Source organism: Enterococcus termitis (assembly GCF_001730305.1).
Classification (GTDB): Bacteria; Bacillota; Bacilli; order Lactobacillales; family Enterococcaceae; genus Enterococcus_L; species Enterococcus_L termitis.
In genome coordinates, this window is the sequence record NZ_MIJY01000012.1 from 323194 (window position 1) to 342770 (window position 19577).

Consider the following 19577-nt stretch of genomic DNA (forward strand, 5'->3'; position numbering starts at 1 on the left):
CTAAAATTCTTCTCTTGGTGAGAGGGAAGAGAATTTATTGTATTCTTTGATAAACAAAAGTTCGACAGTCCCTCTGGCCCCACTTCTGTTTTTTTCGATGATTACTTCAATCACATTATCGATTTCAGGTGGTTCATGATCTCCATCTTCGCCGCCTTCACCTCGTTCGTAATAATCATCACGATAAAGAAAGGCAACAATATCCGCATCTTGCTCGATTGATCCAGACTCACGAATATCACTCAACACAGGACGTTTATCTTGTCTCTGTTCTACTCCACGAGATAACTGAGACAACGCAATAACCGGTACTTTCAATTCCTTCGCCAATTTCTTCAGTTGACGGGAAATTTCAGAAACTTCTTGCTGGCGGCTTTCACGGCCTGTTCCTTCAATTAGCTGTAAGTAATCGATCAAAATCAAGCCTAGGTTTCCTCTTTCCTGAGCTAACTTTCGGCATTTTGCTCGAATTTCAGTGATTTTGATCCCTGGCGTATCATCAATGAAAATTTGTGCCCTAGATAAACTACCCATTGCAATAATCAAGTTTTGCCATTCTTCTTCTGATAATTGACCTGTACGCAAATGCCCCGCTTCGATCGAGCCTTCCGCACAAAGCATCCGATTGACAAGCGATTCCGCCCCCATTTCCAAACTAAAAATAGCAACAGAACGATCCGTTTTTGTTCCGATATTTTGAGCAATATTTAAGGCAAAGGCCGTTTTACCAACGGCTGGCCGCGCTGCTAAAATGATCAATTCTTCTGCTTGAAGTCCGGCAGTCATTTTATCAAGAGCAGGATAACCTGTCGGCAATCCAGTGATCTCTTCATCGTTTTGATACAGCTGATCAATGTTTGCAATCGAGGTATTCAGCACATCAGCGATCGATAAGAAACCACTACGATTTCTTTTTTCTGATACTTCTAAAATGCTTCGTTCAGCATCGTCTAATATCGTTTCAACATCTTCACCTTGTTCAAAACCCTTTGTCACAATCTCTGTAGCAGTTGAAATCAAATTACGCAGTAATGATTTTTGCTCCACGATTTTGGCATAGTAAACAATATTCGCTGCAGTGGGGACAGCCAATGCTAAATCTGATAAATAACTTAGTCCGCCAACATCTTCCAGTAAATTTTCCTGTTCCAGACGATCTTTGATTGTGATCACATCAATCGCTTCATTCCGATCATTCAACGTGAGCATAGTCTGAAAAATCAATTGATGATTACGGCGATAAAAATCTTTTGGTTCTATGTATTCTAATGCATCGATAATAACCTCAGCATCTAAAAAAACCGACCCTAAAACGGCCTGTTCTGCTTCCATGCTATGTGGCGGTACTCTATCTTGCCATACTTCACTCATTTTTTTCTCTCCTATTTTTTTCTAAATACAAACGAACCATTTCACTATGATTTATTTGTATCTTTCTCATCGTATATTCAATCTGTCCAGTCTTTCTATTTTAACAAGAAATAACCCAAATGTACATAAGAACGGTGGAGCTTCTCCTCTTCCAGAGCAAACAAAAAAGCAGAGGAATGCCTCTACTTTTTTGTTTTTATTGATTATTCTTCCACAACATGAACTTTGATTTTAGCTGTGACCTCATGATGAAGTTTGACAGGAACATTCGTATAGCCTAGTGAACGAATTGGTTGAGACAGCTCAATCTTACGCTTGTCTAATTTCACCTTATATTGCTTGTTTAAGGCTTCTGCAATCTGTTTTGATGGAATAGATCCAAATAGACGTCCATCTTCACCAGCCTTTGCTTTAAGCTCTACAACAGTCTCTTCTTTTTCTAGAAACTCTTGCATTTTTTTCGCTTCTGCTAAGATTTCTGCTTCATGTTTGTCTTGTGCTTTTTTCTGTCCAGCGAGCGCGCTGATACTGCCTTTATTTGCTTCTTTGGCATAGCCGTTTTTAATTAGGAAGTTTTGAGCATAGCCTGTTGGTACTTCTTTGACATCGCCTTTTTTTCCTTTGCCTTTAACGTCTTGTAAAAAAATAACTTTCATCTCTATTACTCCTCCTCATTTTAAAAGCATACGAAGCTTGTTCAGCCTTACGAAAATAAACTATACGTGTATTGTTTTTCTCACAAACATCTTTTATTCGAAAGGATAGCTTACGTAGCTGAATCATACATCACATCAATATTTTGATGGATCACTCTTAATAGCTGTTCTTTCACCTCAGCTACAGTTACATTAGATAATTGTACCGCAGCATTAGTGAAATGACCACCTCCGCCAAGATTTTCCATAATAAGTTGGACATTTATCGACCCATTACTTCTAGCACTAATACCGATTTGTTTATCTGTCCGCTTTGTAATCACAAAAGCCGCATTGATCCCGACCATAGATAATAACGTATCGGCTGTTTTGGCTGCAGTTACACTATCATATTCTTTCGTTTCGTTACCTGTAACAATTACTGTATCAGGGGTAACATATTCACTCTTGGCTATCAAGCTGTTCATTTCTAAATAGCTAGTTAAATCCGAGCTTAATAAATATTGTACTAAAGATGAATCAGCACCACAAGTTCTTAAGTAGCTTGCCACATCAAAGGTACGAGCTGTTGTACGAACACTAAAACTTTTTGTATCAACGACAATCCCAGCTAATAATAAGGTTGCTTCAAATTTGTCTAACTGTCTTTGAACGTTGCTTTGATATTCAATCAACTCAGTCACTAATTCTGATGCCGAAGAAGCGGAGGATTCAATATAAGAAAGCAACGGTTTCGCTGGAAACTCATCGCCACGACGATGATGGTCAATAATCACTACTTTAGCAAATTGTTCATACAATTCTTGTGAAATCGATAGTGAAGGTTTATGATAATCAACCATAATAAGTAAACTGCTGTCTGTCTTTCGTTTCATCGCATCCTTCGGAGTAATAATTTGCTCGGCTAACTCTGGATATTTCTCAACCTCATTCATCACTCGTTCTACATCAGGAATACTCTCACTTTTTTCTAAAACAACCCAGGCGTGTTTATTATGAAATTTAGCTAACCGTGCCATCCCAAATGCGGAACCAATTGCATCCATATCAGGATATTTATGCCCCATAATATAAACATCAGATGACTCCGACAAAATCCCTTGAATTGCGGTGCTCATTGCCCGAGAGCGAACGCGTGTTCTTTTTGCAACAGAGGCTGTTCTACCCCCATAAAAAATAGGTTTCGCATCATCTTTTGCTTCTTTTACAACCACTTGGTCTCCGCCCCTAACTAAAGCCATATCCAAGTTGGTCTGAGCAGTATTTCCTGTTTGATTCAAGGTTTCTCCACCATAAGAAATTCCCATACTCAATGTAACAGCCGTCTCACGTGAAGTTGATTCTTTTCTGATTTTATCTAGAATTTGAAATTTCGTTTCCATCATTTTTTTTACATCTTCCAGTTGAGCAATGAAAAAGTAACGTTCAGCATTTAACCGTTTATAGAAGACCTGATATTCATCCATCCAATCAGAAATCATCGTTGTGATAAAGCTATTTAAATAAGAGATTTCTTTGTCATCTAAACTATCAGTAATGTCATCGTAATTATCGACAGATACTATACCAATCGCTGTTTGCATCTCATGTTTTTGCTGATATAGATTACTCTCTTCCGTAATGTCTTTGAACGTAATTGTATTTTGAGCAGCATCAACATTAAAACGGTAAACATGATCTCCAACCTTAAATATATCTTTATTCTTCTCAGCCAACGCTACATAATTCTGAATTAATTCAGGACTGATCAGTGACTGTCCGTCTTTTCTAAAAATACTTTCAGCAAATGGATTTAGCCATTTTGCTTCCTTTGTATCTGGATCATAGTTAATGATACCAACAGATACTTCATTGAATGCATAATCCAATGATTTTTCCGCAATTGTGCTTGCTGCTCTTATTTTCTCTGTATTCGATATCTCTAGCCTTCTAATTAAATAGATGATTCTATTGATTAAAACAAGGTTGAGTATCAACAATGCCAGTATAGAAATATATTTATTCGTTACAAAGAAAAGGATTAGTATTTCTAAAAAAAAGAGAACGAATACAGAACCAAAAATCCGTTTCATTCTAATTTTTCTCATTCAAAGGACTCCTCCATCATTCTAAATATACCGTTATTTTAGCATAAAAAAAGGATTTCTGCGAATCCAGAATGTTTCACGTGAAACATTTAAAAAGTATCAATTATCCAGACTTCTAACAATAATATATGGTCAGACAAATCCAATATCATTTTAGAGGAAAGAACAACTTTAAACTCTTTAATAAAAAAAGAACCAAAGAAAATGAATTCTTTGATTCTTGTTTCTCTATATTATTGCTCTTCACCAACGAATGGTAATAAGCCCATGATACGTGCACGTTTGATCGCAATGGTTAATTTACGTTGATTTTTAGCACCTGTACCAGTTACACGACGTGGTAAAATTTTTCCACGCTCAGAAATGAATTTTTTTAATAATTCGATATCTTTATAATCGATGTATTCGATATGGTTAGCTGCAATATAATCGACTTTACGACGTTTACGTCCGCCTCTTCTTTGTTGTGCCATTCTTATTCCCTCCTATCAAATTCGTTTAGAATGGTAAATCATCATCTGAAATGTCAATAGTCGATCCTGATCCACTAAACGGGTCAGAGTCTCTATCAAAATCAGGCATACCGTTATTGCTAGACTGAGAGGATGATTGATTAAAATTGTTTTGTCCTGAAAAATTATTGTTCTGTGGTTGTTGGAAACTTCCGCCACCAGCATTATAACTTGGTGTCGAATCTGATCCTTCTGTTGTTTGTCTTTGTTCTGATGCAGAACGAGACTCCAACAACTGGAAATTCTCACATACAACTTCAGTCACGTAAACACGTTGACCTTGTTGGTTTTCGTAATTTCTAGTTTGAATACGACCAGTCACGCCTAATAATGTACCTTTACGCGCATAGTTTGCCATTGTTTCAGCCGGTTTACGCCAAATCACACAGTTAATAAAATCTGCTTCACGATTTCCATTTGCATTCGTAAAGTTACGGTTTACCGCTAGAGTAAACGTCGCAACTGCTGAACCACTAGATGTATATCGTAAATCGGGATCTTTTGTTAGTCTTCCAACTAATACAACGTTGTTAATCATTTAAACATCTCCTTTCGTCAATCCAATGTTTCACGTGAAACATTTGGTTATGCTTCTTCCTTGATAATCATGTGACGGATAATATCGTCATTGATTTTAGCAAGACGATCAAATTCATTGATTGCGCCTGCTGTTGATGGAGAAGATACTTTAACGATATGATAGATGCCTTCACGGAATCCGTTCATTTCATATGCTAAGCGGCGTTTTTCCCAATCTTTTGATTCGATAACTTCTGCTCCGTTATCTTTTAAGATTGTGTCGAAACGTTCTACTAAAGCAGTTTTTGCTTCTTCATCAATGTTCGGACGAATAATGTACATAATTTCATAATTCGTAGCTTGACTCATTGATTTTCACCTCCCTATGGACTTTAGGCTCTTAGATTGCTAAGAGCAAGGAGAGTTATCTAAAATTTATAGACTACTCACAATATTTTATTATACACCTAAAATCCAATCAAATCAAGTATTCTTCATAATTTCTGACTGTTTTTTGTTAAGCTATTTTACATTTGGCTCTCACTAATAATATACGCTAAAACACATGCATCTCATTTTTTTGTTAATTATTTTGGTTATTTATTTTTCATGGTATACTGTCTTTGTTCGTTATTACACAAGCGAAAAATACTTATGTAGTTTGAAAGGATGCTGTAAATTGAACCAACTGTTAGAGTACCAACCACTTAATTTGTACACAAACTATCGGGATGCGGCGCGTAAAGCACCTGACACAGCAATTATTCATGATGAAGCATTACCTGCTTTTCCAGAACTAGGAACAAGCTATACGTATAAATTAAGTCATGAGGCTATTTTGACTCGCGCATATCAACTAGCGAGCTTAGGAGTAAAAGCTGAAGATAAGATCATTATTTTTAAAAGTTCAAAATTTGATACTTACTTACTAGCTGTTGCAGCTTCTTATTTAGGCGCTGTTCCAGCAATGATTTCCTATCATTTTCCAGCTGAAACAATAGAAGTTTTTGTTGATCGTTTAGAAAATCCATTTATTTTATTTGATGATGAAACGGCAGATAAAATTGCAAATGTAAAAAATAGTTCTCCAGAAAAACAAATTTCAGTAGCAAAACTTTTACAAGCACAAGCGGTGGAAGTTCCCCAAGTAGAGCTTCCAAAAGATATGATTGCATATATGACGCATACCTCTGGAACGACTGGTATTCCTAAATTAATCTGTCATTCAGCAAACTCCATGGGGTGGCGAACCAAATGGCAAAAAACAATTTTTACAAAAATTGCTGAAAAGAAACTAGTCGGATTTCATATCTCGCCTGTACACTCACGCTTCAATATTGGTATCTCTTCATTGATGGCGATGGGATTTCCTATGATGCCTTTATCAATTTCAACTAGTGATTCTGTTGCAGAAATGCTATCGACACATCAGCCAGTTGCTCTTGAGACTCATCCAAACAATTTTGTTCAATGGACAGCATTAGCCAAACGTAATCCTGAAGCTTTTTCCAGCGTTCGTTATTACCATTCAACTTTTGACGCTATCAATAATGCAACGATGGCGAGTTTCTTAAAGGCTTCCGAAAAAAATGAACCCATTTTCTTACAGGTTTATGGACAAAGTGAATGTGGACCAATGATCCTAAAAGCACACAAATTAGAATCTTTAAAAACATCTGACGCTCGTGATATGGGTGTTGGTTTAGAAGGATTGACTGAAGCTCGGATTGCTGACAAAGATGGCAATATTCTACCAGCAATGACGGATGGACATATTCAATTTTTATCAAAAGGGCGTGCTCTTACTTACTATAAAGAAGATGATAGATTTCAAGCAACGGTCTTTGGCCCGTGGTGGGATAGTGGCGACTATGGCTTTATGGATGAAAATGGTCATCTACATTTAAAAGACCGTCAAGTTGATTTAATTGAGAAAATCGATAGTAACTTAGCTATTGAAGACCATTTATTAGATGCTCTCGATTTTCTTCAAGAAGTAATTATCGTCCGTGCAAAAGATAATTCTCCACAGCCGATTTTAGCGGTCGATCCAAAACAAGGAATGGACTGGGATGCTTGGTGGGAAGAAGTTAATGACCTGCCTCGTCTAAACGAACCAATCATTATGGATTGGGATAAAATTCCTCGTACAGCAACAATGAAAGTTCAACGCTTACAGATTGAAAAAACGTTGAAGGAACAATAAATAGCATCAAAGAAAAGGCTGGGACAAACACTCATGAGAGCAATCGCTCTTGTAAGTGTTTGTCTCAGCCTCTTCTTTTTAATTTGAATATATCGTTTCATAATATCCATATTTCATTAGCTTCTCTTGCGATAACTTGACTCCAATTCCCAAGCCATCGGGTACCTTTATCTCACCCTCTTGAATCATAAAAGGTTCCGATACAATATCCTCAAAATAATAGCGATCAGAAGCTGAAATATCACCTGGAAAAGTAAACATATTTTGAGCAGCAAATTGCAGATTCAATGCTCTCCCTACACCTGACTCGAACATACCACCTAACCAGACAAGCAGACCATGTTTCTCACAAAATTCAACGATTTTCAATGCTTCTGTAATTCCTCCGACTCTAGGAATCTTTAAATTGATACTTTGACAACTCCCTAAAGCGAACGCTAATTCACAATCTTTAAGCGATCGAATATTTTCATCTAGACAAATCTTCGTCTTAATTACTTTTTGAAGTTGTGCGTGGTCTAAAAAATCGTCAGCTGAAAAAGGCTGCTCAATCATTGCTAAATCGTAAATATCCAGTTTTTTTAAACGATCGATATCTTCAATGGTATAGGCTGAGTTAGCATCGACCATTAATGGCAGCTTTGGAAATTTTTTCCGAATCGCACGAATCGGTTCCAAATCATATCCTGGGCGTATCTTGAGTTTCACTCGCTGATATCCTTGATCTACATAATTCGTGATTTGTTTTAATAATTCCGATAGATTGGGCTGGATTCCTACACTGACACCAACTGGAATTTGTGCTCGTGTTGTAGCAAAATAGGTTTTTAAGCTTCGATTATTACGTTTCGCATACAAATCCCAAATGGCCGTTTCTAGGCTAGCTTTAGCCATTTGATTCCCCTTTACTTCTTTAAACAAAGAAGAGATTTCGTTAGGATCATAAATCTCTTTATCTTTGAGTAACGGAATCAAATGCTTTTCTATAATGATTCGGGCTGTTTGGATCGTTTCCTCAATATAATCCGGCTGTTCAAAAGGAACTAGCTCCCCAATCCCTTTGTTTCCCAACTCATCTGTGACTAGCAGAATATCAAACGCTTTTTCCGTTAGACGACCATAACTCGTTTCAAAAGGAGTACGTAACGGTAAACGAACTTGGTAGCGATCAATACGCTTAATTATCACTGTTACTGCCTCCCTTTAAAAAATCATACACAATTTTTTCAAATTGCTGTGGCTTCTCCAAATGAACGCAATGTCCTGCATCGCTCACCGTTTTAATAGAAAAAGTAACTTGTCGTTGCTTCATTTGATCAGCAATCTGTTGAAATTTGGTATCTAATTCACCAACAATCAACAGGACTGGAATAGTTATATGCGTTAATTCCGGCCAAAAATTTTTTTGAGCGCCTGTCCCCATAAACCAAAGACTACAAGCAAGCCCAAAAGGTTGCTGAGATAATCGTTCTTCACGAACTACCATTTGAACATTTTTTGGCAGGCTATTTTGTGTGTTGAAAAGAGGGAGTGCCTCCCATTTCGTCACAAACGCTTCGATAGAGGAAGTCAAAGTCTTTGCTGCTAATCGCTCATCCGACAATTGACGCTTTGCTCGTTCTAAAGGACTTTTTAAGCCCGGAGAACCGCTCTCTAAGATCAGTTTTTGAACTTTATTAGGAAATAGACAACAAAAACCTAAAGCCGCTCTAGCACCCATTGAATAGCCTAGCAATGAAAACCTACTAATGCCCAATGTCTCTGTTAATAATGCAATATCTCGGCAAAGTGATTCTAATTGATAACGATAAGGATGAACATAGCAATCGGTTTGACCGTGACCTATTAAATCGATAAGCAAAATATTATGATCATTTTTATGTTGAAAAACTGGTACAAATGTTTGACTGCTGCCAGTAAAACCATGAAAACAAACTAATGTTGCTCGATCCTTTTGATAGGACAGCCACTCATAGTAGTAATTTACTCCATTGATCTCTGCATTCATTTATTCTACCTCAATTTTTCTTTCAAGCCTTCTATCACCTGTTCATACAAATCCACATTTTCCTCACGCTCACCAACAATCTCAATTATTTGAAATTTTGGCTGCGTTTTTGTTTTCTCTAATAATTCGTCCAATTCATCCAACGTTTCAGCTTTTGTATACTCTGCGCCGTACAAATCTGCAACCAAAGAGAAATCCAAATGAATCGGCGTTCCAAAAATTGGTTCAAAATCTTCTTTTTCAAGTTGTCTTTGAGAAAGGAAAGAAAAGATACCACCACCGTTATTGTTCAACAAAACAATTGTTAACGGTAAATCATAACTTTTAGCCAGTAATAGCCCATTCATATCATGATACATCGCTAAATCCCCGATCAATAGCATGTTTTGACGCTCAGGTTTAATCGCACACACTCCCAGTGCCGTCGAAACAATTCCATCGATGCCATTGATTCCGCGATTACCAAACAAATGATACTGGCTATTTCCAGTAGTCGAAAATCTATCCAAAAAGCGAATCGCATTGCTATTTGAAACAAACAACTGACCGCCAGTAGTCATTTTTTTATGCACTAAAATACTTGCAGAGGTTTCTGTTAACTGATTCAGTTCTGTTACTTCCTGTAGCTGCTGTTCTGCGATTTTTTGCCACTCAATCCACTGATCCCGCCATGAATTCGGCGTTTTTATAGTGGTATTTTCTTTGATAGATTGAATAAATGCTTGTTCTTCTGCTTGGATGGATAGTTGTGCTTGTTTCAATTGATCTTGCCATTCACCAGTCTCATCTACAAAATAAATAGTTGTTTCAGATTCTTTAAGAGACTGAAGCCAAAACATCGTATTTTTTGAAATTGGCAGCATCCCAAAACGAACAATTACTTCCGGATGTTGCTCCATTTTGACTTCTTGAATAAATAAATCGGCACAGCTCATAATCAATGGACTATCTTTGCCGCAGGATTGAATATTTGCCAATGGATCACTGATGATCGGCCAATTTAATGCTGAAGCTAGCTCAATAAACGATACAGCTTCCTCCGGTGTATGACTTCCACCAACGACTAAAACACCTTTTTTACCTTGCCAAGCATTTACACAGTGCAACATTTGATCTTTAGACAGAAGTTGTTTTCCTGCAATAATTTCTGTACGTTGCTCTGTTGCTAATGATTGAGATAGATCTGGCAATAATGGTTCTCTCAAGGGGAAATTTAGATGAACAGGCCCCTTAGGCAACTGACAAGCTGCATCTGTTGAACGCATCCCTTGCCAGTAAGCGTAATCCAGCATCTCTTTAGTTCCTTCGGGAATCGCCATCTCCACAAACAATTTGACATGGCTTTGAAATAAATGAAACTGATCCATTGCTTGCGGTGCGCCCACTTGTCGCAATTCATGCGGACGGTCTGTTGTCAGCACCAGTAAAGGAATATGACTTGCCCTGGCTTCACAAATCGCCGGATAATAATTTGCTCCAGCTGTTCCAGAGGTACATAATAAAACAACCGGTTTATCACTAGCCTTACTTAGTCCCAATGCAAAAAAGGCGGCTGAACGTTCATCAACTTCAACGTAGGTTTTGATTTTTTCCTGTCGATGCAAAAGCAGTGCTAGCGGGGTCGATCTTGAACCAGGACTGATCACTGCTTGAGTGACACCACTACTAATGATTCCTTCTATAAAAGCTTGTAGATATTTCGTCATTTCATTTTGATTCGCCATGGATTTTCCCACCTATTCCTCTTAACATCGGTTGAAATTTGATTTTTGTTTCTTCACGTTCTTCTGCTGCCTTAGAATCTTTCACAATGCCGCAACCAGCATATAAATAGCCAGTATCTCCTGAAAATACAGCAGATCGAATCCCCACTGCGAATTCACCAATATCTTCTTTGACAGCAACCCAGCCGATCGGTGCGCCATATAGACCTCTATCCAGCTGCTCATGCTGCACTAGCCAAGCCAACGCTAATTCTTTTGGTTCTCCGCCTAATGCCGGTGTTGGATGAAGCTGTTGAACCCCTTTTAAGAAACGGTATTCTTTTTGCCGTTTTCCTTGGATCGGTAAGTGTAAATGCTGAATATCTCGATTTTTGAGGAGTTGCGGTTGTTGCGGCTGGATTGAAACACCTGTCATCTTTTCTACTTCTTTAACAATCCGATCAACAACGATCTTATGTTCTTGACGGTTCTTTAGATCGTTCAATAAATATTTTCCTAGCGCTTCATCTTCAGCTGCAGTTGTTCCACGTGAAACAGAGCCAGCAATACTCGCTGTTGAAAATAAGGTTGCCGTTGCTTTTAATAAGCGTTCTGGTGTTGCTCCAATAAAAAGATGCTCAGCTGATTCCAACACAAAAAAGTACGTATTCATTTGTTGTTCTTGGAGATTTTTCAAAATTGACTCTGCTTGAAATGACTCCGTGCTTTTTACTTTCATTCGTCTAGCTAGCACGACTTTCTCTAATGGATCGGGCTGCTTTAAGCGTTCAACGGTTTGCTCAACAAGTGTTAACCATTCTGAAACAGCGACTTCCTCTGCTTCAAGCTCATCATGTTCTGCCCTTGTTTTTACTTGAGCATGCAGCAGTTCGTTAAATTCTTGATTTAATTCAAGCCATCGCTGCTGTAATACATCCAAAGTTTCAGCACTGAAACTAATAGTAAGATACTGTTGTTCTTCTTTTTGGGTGATCAAAAACGTAGGTAGATAAAATAGTCCCTGCTCCATCTCTCCCCAATCATTTTGTGCGGATGATTTATAGTCAAATGCAAATCCGCCGAATAAAACTGCTCCCGTTCCAGCGATAGTGTCATTTTGATAAATCAACTGTTGTTCTTTTAAAAGAAAAGCATCCACATTTTCAAAAGAGGCCTCAGCAGCAGACAGCTCTTTTTCTTTTCCAAGTCCTACAAGTGTCAACTCTTGTTCTGGTGTTTGCCAATAAAATCTTGCTCCTTTGAATCGATTTTGCCCCTTCTCAAAATAAGTACGCAATGTTTCTGTATTTTCATTTATTTTTTTGACCCAGCTAAATTGACGATAGCCTTCTTCATAAGCCTGAATTAATTCTATAGGAATGCTCATTTGCTTAAAAAAGCCTCCCTTTCTTTTGTTGTTAAGCGATGTTTTGCAAGTTTTCCACTAGCCGTTCTAGGCAATGTGTGACAGAAATAAATCCGTTTTGGAAGTTTGAATTTTGCTAAGTATTTTTGAGCAAAATTATAGATTTCTTCAGCAGTTACTGTTGATTCACCAACGATATAGGCCACAGGAACGGCACCCCATTTTTCATCTGGTTCACCTACAACTGCAACTTCTTTAACTTTTGGAACTTCCTGTAATACATGTTCAATTTCCGTGGGGTAAATATTTTCTCCACCAGAAATAATCAACTCACTTAAGCGACTAACTAAATAAAGGTACCCATCATCATCTAGATACCCCATATCTCCTGTTTTAAACCAACCATCGCTTGTCCATTTTATTGCTTGCCATTGGTCTCCATTCAGATAATTCTGGACAATATTTTTTCCTTTTAACAAAATTTCTCCGACCTTATTTGCTGGAACAAACTGCTCACTGTCGTCAACGATTTTTATTTCTATTCCTTTTAAAGGTTTACCGGAAGAGCCAATTTTAGCTACTGCATCTTCAAAACCTAACGCAACGACTTGAGAACATGTTTCAGTCATACCATATGACTGGATGACGGGAATTCCAAACTGTTCACATTTTTCTAATGCTGTGGGTGTAATTGGTCCGCCGCCTAAAAGCATGGCTTTGAATGTTTCGCTGTAACCAGATTCTGGGTATTTTTCTAATAGTTCCTGCAACATCACTGCAACAACTGAAATAACCGTGCCACGCCCCTCAACCAAATCCGTTGTGATACGTTCTGCATCAAATTTACTATATAAACGAACGCTACAGCCTAAAACTAATTGACGAATCACGATCGATAATCCGCTAATATGAAATAAGGGGACCGGACAAAGCCAACAATCAGTTGCAGTGATCTTCATATTTTCTTGTGTACCTAAAGCACTAGCTAAATGATTGCTAAAACGCTGAACCACCCCTTTAGGATTACCTGTCGTTCCAGAAGTATACATAATCGAAGCGGGTGTTTCTAATTGATACGATGATTCATCCGCAGTTTTTTGTCTCTCTGTAACGACTGAACAACTCATTTCTATGCATCTCACTTGATGCAATTCAGTAATAGCTGTTAAATATTCCGTAGCAGTAATAACAGTCATTACCTCAGCATCTGATAACTGATAACGAAGCTCTTGAGCACTTAAATGTGTATTCAAAAAAACGATCTCTTTGCCTAATTCCCACAATGCAAGGATCGAAAAATACATTTCTTTTGAATTTCGGCTGAAAAGAGCCACTCGTTTTTCTGTTTGCGGTATTTTTGAAGAAAATGCCGTTAGCCATTTTTGTACTTCCTGACCTACTTCCAAAAATGACCACTCTTCATCCTGCCAATAAAAAGCAGGATGATCAGGTCGTTCATTCATTTGTTTTTGCAGCCAACTATTCATAGTTTTCACCCTTATGGAAACTTAGGAAATTGATCAAAATCAGGATCACGTTTTTCTTTGAACGAGTCTCGTCCTTCCTTTGCTTCATCCATTGTGTAATAAAGTAATGTTGCATCTCCAGCTAATTGTTGAATACCGGCAAGTCCATCCGTATCAGCATTTAGAGAAGCTTTGATCATACGTAATGCAAGCGGACTTTTCTTCAGCATTTCTTCCGCCCATTCCATCGTTACATCTTCTACTTCTGCTAATGGCGCAATAGTATTGATCCAACCCATATCTAACGCTTCTTCTGCAGAATATTGTTTGCATAAGAACCAGACTTCTTTGGCTTTTTTATGGCCGATTACACGTGCTAAATAACCAGAGCCATAGCCGCCGTCAAAACTACCAACATTTGGTCCCGTTTGACCAAATTTGGCATTATCTGCTGCAATCGTCAAATCACAAACAAGTTGAAGAACATTTCCGCCGCCGATCGAATAACCTTTAACCATCGCAATAACAGGTTTTGGAATCACACGAATCAAGCGCTGTAAATCTAATACATTTAAACGAGGAACACTATCTTCTCCGACATATCCACCGTGGCCACGGACTTTTTGATCACCACCAGAACAAAATGCCTTGTCTCCTGCACCTGTCAAAATAATTACACCAACATCTTGTTTATCGCGACTGATATTAAAGGCATCGATCATTTCCATCACTGTTTTCGGTGTAAAAGCATTATGCACCTGAGGTCGATTAATAGTGATTTTCGCAACTTTACCTTCTTGTTCAAATAAAATTTCATCGTATTCTTTAATCGTTGTCCAGTTTCTCATGTAGAAACCTCCTTATAAATTTAAAAGCGAAACAGGCTCGTTTAGCTCTGGCTGAAAAATAGGAAAACATGACTGAGGTGCTTTTTGCCTCATTCAGGTTTTATCTTTTTTCTGAAGAGCTAGCCTGTGCAGCTAGATAACAATAAAAGCGGAACAAGCCGGTTAGCCTTGACAAGGAAATAGGAAAAATAAAATGTGGTGTTTTTTACCACAATTTATTTTTATCTTTCCCTCGAAAGGCTGGCCTGTGCAACTCAATAAGTTTTCAATGCTTCTATTATACACAAATATAGACATTTTAGAATGATAGACGGTTTAAAGAACAAGAAAATCACCTTTAGAAAAAGAATATGACTCGGACATAACACTATGAGTTACAATGTACTTAATTATATAATTCAACTCACATAAACAGTTGCTTTTTAAGCTTAACACGCCATTGATTCATCACATTCTCCCTCGTTGATTCTTTTGTACTCTATCAATTAATTACAACTTCAGTAAAAATGCAAAAAGGAACAAAAGCTGATAGTCAACCTTCGTTCCTTTTTCTATTCGATTAAAAATTATTTTACAGTAACCACCTGAGCGCCAAATGGCATCAGTGCCAATTTAGCTAATTTGAATGATTGCATACCAAACGGAATTCCAATAATCGTCACACACAGAATAATTCCACTAACACAATGTCCGACAGCTAGCCAGAAGCCACTAAAAATCAGCCATAGAATATTGACTATAAATGATACACTGCTTGTGCTATAGACAACATCCTTCCCAAACGGCCAAAAACTCAAACCAGCTAATTTAAAACATTGCAGTCCAATTGGTATTCCCACGATCGTGATGCACCAAAGAATACCAGCCAAAAGCCATGTTACTCCACCAATAAAACCACCAAAAATAAACCATATGATATTTCCTAAACAACTCATTCCCAATCCCTCTTCTTTCTTAACTCTAAAATAACTAAAACCAACGCTGACAGCTGTCGTTTTTTGTATAATGCGATTTAGATTCTCGCCCGACAACGTAACCAGGATAAAAAAATATAAACAAAATCACAATAATCACCAGCCACATTGGCCATTTCCAAACTTCTTATCAGAAAGCGATTAAGGTCTCTGCTTTAACCAACTTCATACCCTTTCAGAATATGTAGAAGACTTCACAATAGAAAACGTTTAACACATTTCGTTGGCAATCTCCTCTACATTTCGATTTTTGATTGCCAAGAATTAATTCACAATTTCCCACCTGTTATACTATATCTTATTCCTTAAAAAAAATAAATAGAATATTTCTTCTACTAAAATTATAAAACTTTAGTTGATCTTTGAGGATGCCTCATTTGGCATAAAGGATAGTCTTTTTGTTGAAATATGAAACTACTAATATTTACTTAGTGTTATGTTTATAATATATTTAGTGATGTATTGATATTTTTTAAGGAGGAAAAAAATGAAGAAATTTTTATTTGGGTTATTATTTAGCGGTATATTTTTTATTGGTGGAAATGTTTATGCTAATGATGAACATATACTATCAGTAAAAACTGAAGTTGTAGAGCAAGAAGTTGTAGATTATGCTACAGATAATCTATCATTCTATTTAAAAGGGATGATAAAAGCTGAAAAAGGTGAAGGAAGTCTTTTAAACTATAAGCTTTCAGCACCTTTCTCATTACTTGAAAAAGATAATAAAAATAATTTAATCCTTTTTCCTGTAACAAAAGATGGAAAGATTGAATATATTTTTTATGTAAAAAAAGAAAATGACGGATTCTCTTCTAAACTATCAAAAATGATGGTTGATGAGTTAAATAATTTAGAGGAACAAGGGGAAAACCGTCCAATAACATTAATAGCTTCTGAAGATGGAAGTATTTATTATGAAGATAACAACACAGTCTTTTTACTTTGGGAAAATCCTGATCTAAAAACTGAAAGCTCACAAAAAGATTCAGCAGAAGTAGTATTAGATGAGCACAAATCAGAAGATCTAAACCAAATTTCTTTGAATGATACAATAGACTATGATAGTAATGGCAGCACAGAAATAGTAAACGAATCAAGCTCTGAACTAGTTTCAAGATCAATTACTTTAAATAAATTTGGAACCCGCATTAATTGGAAAATTTCAGAAATTCAAAAAGGGAATGACTGGTGCATGGCTTATGCAACTACAATGATTCTAATTAATAAAAACGATGCACGAACAACAAAAGTTTCTGATATTGTAAAGTGGGGTAAAAAGGGTAAAAATAATGGGTTCACTCCTGAAGAAATAATTAAATATGCTAAAACTAGAGGCGTTTATCCGAAACTGCTCGAACGACCGACTACATGGTCAGAAAGTCTAACTCAATTTAGAAAAAGTAATGCCTTACTTGGTTTATGGAAATCTCAGGTTAACACATTTCATGCCATCGATTTATTAGGAACTTATTCAGAAAACTATATGGGTAAACAAATGAATGGTTATATCATTTGGAATCCATGGAATAACTATACAGAAATAATTGACGCTTCACCAAAACAGATCAAATATATAGCAAATTCCAAGCGAACATATACTTGGATAGGTACAATAACTAATTGGTAACATAAAAAAGCTAAGTAGAAATCCTACTTAGTTTTTTTTAAGGTTATTGGCGGAGATTCACCAACAATATTCTCATCAGAATTAGCAGCAAAATAAAAATCTAATTGATTTTTTTCAATTATATAAAATGAGTAAATTAGACCTTTGTTTTTTGATTTTAAAATAAGCTCTTTCCTAGTCTGCTCAGAAACAATAAGATCACTACTTTCAAGAAAATCCAAGTTTTCAAAGGACAGATCAAATGAATGCTTGTCATTTTCTGTTATAGTAATCCTTTGCTCAGGATTATCTATAACTTCCCATGTACCATCAAAAAGAGAATACTCATTTGAATGAGTCTCATTTTTTGATGGTTTGCAACTTACTAAAATGGTTAACATCACTAGGCCAAAAAGAAGATAAGGTATACCTTTCAAATTAATTCTCCTGTTCTTTTATTTATACATTTAGGCATGTATGAGATACATAAATCATAACAGAAAACTTTTTAGTTGCAAAGTTAAATTTACATATTAATTTTGTTACGTATAGGAGAAAAATAGATCCACCAAAGGATAAAAACAAAAACATTGATTTAATAACATTTCTGTTTCAATTTAGAAGTAGACCAATTAATTTTGGTGTTTTTGAGTACTGAAAGAGTTGGTACTTGGTATAAATAGTTAATTATGTTGACTAAGCAATTAAATAATGATCACTTAACACTTTTAATCTGAAATCACTTGCTCTATTCGATGCTAAATCGATAATAAATTATACTATAAAAGAGGATCCAGCGCTTTTCTTTTTTATAAAAAATTTACGTCGTTCCTGTACGAAACTTCTTGTGAACACTTTAAATTTTGGTTATGATTTGTGATAAGATGTTTAATAAAAGATAGAAAGGGCGTTTTTTTTTGTATACAGCTGTTATCGTTTATCAAAGTACTCCTATGCTGGGAAGAAATCTACTTCAAACCGGCAATATTTTAGGAATGTTTAATCAGAACAAGCTAGTTACACAGTTAAACATAGAATTAAATAAAAAAAAGGCGCCATGGACTGCTGTTCTAGATGATTCAATTGCGGATATCGAGCAAATTTCGCAAAAAGCGGATGCAATCATCTGTCTGCCTGGGCTGCAAAAGCAATTTGATAGTGGAAATTATCCAAAGGAACGCATCTTTTTTTATGACTCACTAGCTTATCATCATTTGTTGACAGATTCTGCGATCGATTTTCTCGATTCGATCTATTCATGATTTTGTAGCAAAATAGGCGTTAAGAAGGGAATTGATTTTATGCATTTGCTTGACTATTTACAAATAAAAACGCAAGAAGTAAGGAAAGATCGAGTAATCCTAACAATGAACGTTGAAGCTTTTCATAAACAACCTTATGGGATTGTTCATGGTGGCATTAACGGTGTACTGATTGAAACAGCCTGTAGTCTAGGTGCCAATGCTCAATTTTCTGAAGAAAATGTTTACGCAGTAGGCGTTGATTTACAGATCAATCACCTAAAAAGTGTCGCAGATGGCACATTGACTATCATTGCTAAACCTGATCAGATCGGTGGTTCTCTGCAAGTTTGGGAGGGAAAGATTTTCAATGATGATGAAGAGCTGATAAGTGTAGGGCGATGTACATTACTCAAACGAAACAGGAAATAAAACGGTATGGGGTAGTAAACAATAAAACAGAAGTGCTAGAATATTTCTAAGCGCTTCTGTTTTATTGTTATTTATTCTATTTAAATAATTTCTCCAGTTATAATCTTTAATTTCATGAATAAAGAAGAAATAACATCCAGCTCACTTTGATCGACATCTGAGTATTTTTGTTTGATGATGTGGTCTCGTTCTCTCTTTACTAGAGAACGCATCACACTTAACTCTTCTATTGTCAATTCTGATAAATAAGAATGATTCGGTTCAGAGTACACTTTTGCTTCTATCTCAAAAGTCTTTGGATTCCTTCTTAAACTAGTTCTCACTTGAAACCCATTAGTAAATGTAATCAACTCTACATAAAAGTATTCAGAAAAAGTAATCGGTCTACGCTCTAGCACCGTTGTTTTATCTCCAAATATTTCAAGTATATTTTCGATGAAGTTTGACAATGCGGTTCCTATATTTAATTGTTTGGAAAAAGTTTTGGATAATAGTAATTTTTCTTGAATCATCTCTTCACCCCATACTTATTCTTATTTTTTATTATAAACATACTTTTAGGCAAAACAAAAGAAATAT

At 36.4% G+C, this 19577-nt stretch carries 19 protein-coding genes; 4 read left to right on the forward strand and 15 right to left on the reverse strand.

The genetic code is table 11. From position 1 onward, the window contains the following. From dnaB to rpsF, 6 genes are all read right to left on the reverse strand, one after another. Positions 1-1371, reverse strand: a complete 1371-nt coding sequence (dnaB, locus tag BCR25_RS08920) for a replicative DNA helicase (protein ID WP_069663267.1) — start codon at positions 1369-1371, stop codon at positions 1-3. A 203-nt stretch (positions 1372-1574) separates the two neighbouring features. After that, positions 1575-2027, reverse strand: coding sequence for a 50S ribosomal protein L9 (rplI, locus tag BCR25_RS08925; RefSeq protein ID WP_069663268.1), 453 nt, complete (start codon positions 2025-2027; stop codon positions 1575-1577). Between the two features lie 110 nt (positions 2028-2137). Next, entirely contained in the window at positions 2138-4114 is a 1977-nt protein-coding gene (locus BCR25_RS08930; protein WP_069663269.1) for a DHH family phosphoesterase, read from the reverse strand. A 233-nt stretch (positions 4115-4347) separates the two neighbouring features. Further along, positions 4348-4587 (reverse strand): 30S ribosomal protein S18, encoded by a 240-nt coding sequence (gene rpsR / locus BCR25_RS08935; protein ID WP_010762117.1) that lies wholly within the window; start codon positions 4585-4587, stop codon positions 4348-4350. 25 nt (positions 4588-4612) lie between these two features. Continuing rightward, positions 4613-5164 (reverse strand): single-stranded DNA-binding protein, encoded by a 552-nt coding sequence (ssb, locus tag BCR25_RS08940; protein ID WP_069640118.1) that lies wholly within the window; start codon positions 5162-5164, stop codon positions 4613-4615. A 47-nt stretch (positions 5165-5211) separates the two neighbouring features. Then, positions 5212-5514 carry a 30S ribosomal protein S6 gene (rpsF, locus tag BCR25_RS08945; protein WP_069663270.1) on the reverse strand — a complete coding sequence of 101 codons (303 nt, stop codon included), beginning with the start codon at positions 5512-5514 and terminating at the stop codon, positions 5212-5214. Between the two features lie 310 nt (positions 5515-5824). Between rpsF and BCR25_RS08950 the strand changes: the two genes are divergently transcribed. After that, on the forward strand, positions 5825-7351 hold the full coding sequence (locus BCR25_RS08950) for an AMP-binding protein (protein ID WP_069663271.1): 1527 nt from the start codon (positions 5825-5827) through the stop codon (positions 7349-7351). A gap of 78 nt (positions 7352-7429) precedes the next feature. On the opposite strand, the gene menC is transcribed toward BCR25_RS08950, so the two are convergent. The 7 genes from menC to BCR25_RS08985 all read right to left on the reverse strand — a co-directional run bounded on the left by menC (position 7430) and on the right by BCR25_RS08985 (position 15677). Continuing rightward, the gene (gene menC, locus BCR25_RS08955) at positions 7430-8539 is read right to left on the reverse strand and encodes an o-succinylbenzoate synthase (protein WP_069663272.1); all 1110 of its coding nucleotides are present in this window, start codon (positions 8537-8539) and stop codon (positions 7430-7432) included. Further along, on the reverse strand, positions 8529-9359 hold the full coding sequence (gene menH / locus BCR25_RS08960; protein ID WP_069663273.1) for a 2-succinyl-6-hydroxy-2,4-cyclohexadiene-1-carboxylate synthase: 831 nt from the start codon (positions 9357-9359) through the stop codon (positions 8529-8531). The genes menC and menH overlap by 11 nt, the downstream gene beginning before the upstream one ends. Positions 9360-9364: 5 nt before the next feature. Further along, a complete protein-coding gene (menD, locus tag BCR25_RS08965) occupies positions 9365-11083 on the reverse strand; it encodes a 2-succinyl-5-enolpyruvyl-6-hydroxy-3-cyclohexene-1-carboxylic-acid synthase (protein WP_069663274.1) in 1719 nt (572 codons plus the stop codon). After that, entirely contained in the window at positions 11067-12449 is a 1383-nt protein-coding gene (locus tag BCR25_RS08970; protein WP_069663275.1) for an isochorismate synthase, read from the reverse strand. The genes menD and BCR25_RS08970 overlap by 17 nt, the downstream gene beginning before the upstream one ends. Further along, entirely contained in the window at positions 12446-13915 is a 1470-nt protein-coding gene (locus BCR25_RS08975; RefSeq protein WP_069663276.1) for an o-succinylbenzoate--CoA ligase, read from the reverse strand. Before BCR25_RS08975 ends, BCR25_RS08970 begins: the two co-directional genes overlap by 4 nt. An 11-nt stretch (positions 13916-13926) precedes the next feature. Beyond that, positions 13927-14742 carry a 1,4-dihydroxy-2-naphthoyl-CoA synthase gene (gene menB, locus BCR25_RS08980; RefSeq protein ID WP_069663277.1) on the reverse strand — a complete coding sequence of 272 codons (816 nt, stop codon included), beginning with the start codon at positions 14740-14742 and terminating at the stop codon, positions 13927-13929. Positions 14743-15308: 566 nt separating this feature from the next. Then, positions 15309-15677 carry a YccF domain-containing protein gene (locus BCR25_RS08985; protein ID WP_069663278.1) on the reverse strand — a complete coding sequence of 123 codons (369 nt, stop codon included), beginning with the start codon at positions 15675-15677 and terminating at the stop codon, positions 15309-15311. A gap of 526 nt (positions 15678-16203) precedes the next feature. On the opposite strand from BCR25_RS08985, the gene BCR25_RS08990 reads away from it, so the two are divergent. Then, entirely contained in the window at positions 16204-17346 is a 1143-nt protein-coding gene (locus tag BCR25_RS08990) for a C47 family peptidase (protein ID WP_069663279.1), read from the forward strand. Positions 17347-17369: 23 nt separating this feature from the next. Here BCR25_RS08990 and BCR25_RS08995 read toward each other — a convergent pair whose 3' ends face one another. Then, complete coding sequence (locus BCR25_RS08995; protein ID WP_069663280.1) at positions 17370-17762, reverse strand: hypothetical protein; 393 nt, start codon at positions 17760-17762, stop codon at positions 17370-17372. A gap of 480 nt (positions 17763-18242) precedes the next feature. Between BCR25_RS08995 and BCR25_RS09000 the strand changes: the two genes are divergently transcribed. Next, positions 18243-18587, forward strand: coding sequence for a hypothetical protein (locus BCR25_RS09000; RefSeq protein WP_069663281.1), 345 nt, complete (start codon positions 18243-18245; stop codon positions 18585-18587). A 39-nt stretch (positions 18588-18626) separates the two neighbouring features. After that, positions 18627-18998 carry a PaaI family thioesterase gene (locus BCR25_RS09005; protein WP_069663282.1) on the forward strand — a complete coding sequence of 124 codons (372 nt, stop codon included), beginning with the start codon at positions 18627-18629 and terminating at the stop codon, positions 18996-18998. Positions 18999-19078: 80 nt separating this feature from the next. On the opposite strand, the gene BCR25_RS09010 is transcribed toward BCR25_RS09005, so the two are convergent. Further along, on the reverse strand, positions 19079-19510 hold the full coding sequence (locus BCR25_RS09010; RefSeq protein ID WP_069663283.1) for a hypothetical protein: 432 nt from the start codon (positions 19508-19510) through the stop codon (positions 19079-19081). Positions 19511-19577: the final 67 nt, after the last annotated feature.